Below are 1,079 nucleotides of genomic sequence, written 5' to 3' on the forward strand. Positions count from 1 at the left end.
TATGAAGTATGAAGTATGAAGTATGAAGTATGAAGTATGAAGTATGAATGGAGGTTTTTTTGATTACTATAATTGGTTGTAATAAAGGTGGGGCTGGTAAAACAACTACCGCAGTAAACATCGCGGTAGGTCTTGCTATGCGCGGGGAAGATGTAGTTTTAGTTGATGCAGATGCTCAACGTTCTTCATCACGATGGTATGCTGAACGTGAAAATATTGGATTACTTCCAAGACTAACACTAATAGAAAAAAGAGATAATATTGCTCAAACCTTATCGTCACTTAATGAAAAATTTTCACACGTCCTTGTTGATGTTGCTGGTCGAAACAGTCGTGAGCTAATAACAGGAGCCTCTGTTGCTGATGTGATTATCGCTCCTCATCAATGCTCTCAGTTAGATCTTGATACTCTTTCTGAGCTAAATGAGCAGGTAGTTCGAATCAGAGATTTAAATCCAAATTTGAAAGCATTTGTTTATCATTCAATGGCAAGTACCAATCACGTGGTTAAGGATACAGAGAGAAGGGAGTTCTGCGAGTATGTTGAAGAATTTGAAGCTTTGTCGTTATTGTCGTCAATTAGCTTTTACAGAAAAATTTACAAAGATGTGATATCTGAAGGTAAGTCTGTTCTAGAGGTTGATAATTTGTCTGCTAAGGAAGAAGTAAAAAAACTCATTGAGGAAGTTTTCTATCATGGTTAAAAAAGCAAGTTCTTTAGTTGATTCAAAAAAGAGTTTGGCGATTGATAATTTAGCAAATGAATTGTCAGAAAAACCATACGGCGCAACTAAAGAAGTCACAAAAGTTAGAACAACAATATCGCTAGATGCTGATATCCTTGAAAAACTTGAGGATTTTGCAAAAAAAAATAAAAGAGAAAAAGGAAGCTTAAAATCAGTAAGTGCTATTGCTAGAGCAGCTATCGATGATTTTATAATGAAGTATGAAGTATGAAGTATGAAGTATCCCTCTCGATAATGTTTTGACGGACGAATATCGAGAGGGGCAACCTAACCCATAGGAGAATCAAGATGCAGTTGAACTGTAGCATATCTCACACCCTAAACCAAAGCGCA

At 36.1% G+C, this 1,079-nt stretch carries 2 protein-coding genes; both read left to right on the forward strand.

Features of this window, described 5'->3' with window-relative positions:
• The first annotated feature begins 59 nt into the window (after window positions 1-59).
• Entirely contained in the window at window positions 60-704 is a 645-nt protein-coding gene (locus AACR11_RS13810; protein WP_026000400.1) for an AAA family ATPase, read from the forward strand.
• Complete coding sequence (locus AACR11_RS13815; RefSeq protein ID WP_017191144.1) at window positions 697-957, forward strand: hypothetical protein; 261 nt, start codon at window positions 697-699, stop codon at window positions 955-957. The genes AACR11_RS13810 and AACR11_RS13815 overlap by 8 nt, the downstream gene beginning before the upstream one ends.
• Window positions 958-1,079: the final 122 nt, after the last annotated feature.

The organism is Vibrio sp. L85 (assembly GCF_963871815.1).
Taxonomy (GTDB): domain Bacteria; phylum Pseudomonadota; class Gammaproteobacteria; order Enterobacterales; family Vibrionaceae; genus Vibrio; species Vibrio harveyi.

Excerpts from the sequence above, each read along its gene's own strand:
- AACR11_RS13815 (WP_017191144.1), top strand. The coding sequence starts at position 697 with ATGGTTAAAAAAGCAAGTTCTTTAGTTGATTCAAAAAAGAGTTTGGCG.